Here is a 1427-nt window from a genome sequence, read left to right as displayed (position 1 = left end):
GTAATGCCAGTCAGTTAAGCTGACTGGCATTTTTATTTCTGATCGGATACTTCGGTGATTTGAGCCGGATGGCGCGAGGATAAATACGCTCCTCTCGCCGATGAGGCAGGACATAGTGCGGGGCTGAGGCATGAAGCTCGGCCAGGTACTTGGGGATGTTCCCGGAACGGTCGGCCGAGACACTATTGATAAACCCTAAAATCGCCCAGGTACACGCGCTAAAGCTCATTTCACACGGGTAAATACCTGGACAGTGACGACTCATTTCCACCATCTGATAGCGCAACAAGTTGTAGCCCAGCAACACACCCCACAGTTCCTGCTCGATCATCTCGGGTGTCTTGCTACGCAGCGTATAGCTGCTGTTGAGCAGAGTCTGTTTCATCTCTCGAAACCCTAATTCGATCTCCCAGCGCTGGCTGTACAGGTCGACGATTTCGTCGGACGGGAAGCGCAGCGGGTCGGCCATCGACGTCAGGATCTGACAAACCTTGCCCTTGACGGTTTTGCTCAGGAGTCGCGCAGTCAGGCGCTCGGGCAGCCCCGGCCATTGTTTGCGGGCTTGCGGCGAAGTACTTAACAAGACAACCGCATCCTGGCGCCCCAAACGCTGAACCACTTCGTACTGCGTGCCTTTTTTCAGTGGCATCAGCCAATGCCGCTCGGTGCCTGCTTGCTGCCATTGGTGCAGCAAACCCAAGGAGTAAAAGCCGCGATCGAACAGCGTCAACGAGTGATCGGGCGTGGTGTCGATCAGTTGTTCTGCCAGCTTCATTTCGTTGCTGCGGTAGCCATCAAACGCGCTGCCGATCAGCATGTGGCTGGTCAATTCCATTTGGCAGACCATGCGCACCTGAGGAAAACCAGTGTCGCCATGCTGATTGCTGGCCGAGTCGTAGCGCGCCCGATTTTCCGGGGTATCCGGTGTTCGCCAGACCACACCGTCGACGCCCAGCAAACGCAAGCCTGCCCAAGTTGGGTGATCCACAGCCTCATGCCAACTTTTCTGAGTCAGATGGAAGACCTGTCGGACAGCCTCGCAGCCCAACCGCTGACGGGCTTGAACCACAGCGCTGGGTGCCACCAACGGACGTTGGCCCGGCAGCATGATGTTCATGCGGCTGACCACATCCCATGCCGACATGCGTCGAAAGAACGCCATGGAAATCACGCACCAGAGCATCATTTCCAGCGGCAAACGCCGCTTGCGCAGGGTCGCCACACCGGCCTGTTCAAGGGCCTGCTCAACCAAAGAAGGATCGAGTAAAGAATCCAGTCCCTCGATTGAATTGGGAGTGGAGGCGATGTTGTGGGTCAGTTCCAGTGCCCGAGCGAGACGCATAAAAAAATCCGATGCCAGTACAGGCATCGGATTTTGATTTCTTGCGGCCAAAGGTCAAGCGAGAAGGCTTAACTGATCGGCATTA

The 1427-nt window shown here is 56.1% G+C and carries 1 protein-coding gene; it reads right to left on the bottom strand.

The window, feature by feature from the left end; all coding sequences use genetic code 11:
• Positions 1-10: 10 nt before the first annotated feature.
• On the bottom strand, positions 11-1342 hold the full coding sequence (locus KGA88_RS01885; RefSeq protein ID WP_223588471.1) for an IS4 family transposase: 1332 nt from the start codon (positions 1340-1342) through the stop codon (positions 11-13).
• Positions 1343-1427: the final 85 nt, after the last annotated feature.

Origin of the sequence: Pseudomonas sp. A-R-19, from assembly GCF_019956575.1 — a bacterium.
Taxonomy (GTDB): Bacteria; Pseudomonadota; Gammaproteobacteria; order Pseudomonadales; family Pseudomonadaceae; genus Aquipseudomonas.
This window is presented reverse-complemented; position numbering and strand designations above follow the sequence as displayed.

Coding starts and splice junctions, on each gene's coding strand:
- KGA88_RS01885 (WP_223588471.1), bottom strand. CDS start 1,342: ATGCGTCTCGCTCGGGCACTGGAACTGACCCACAACATCGCCTCCACT.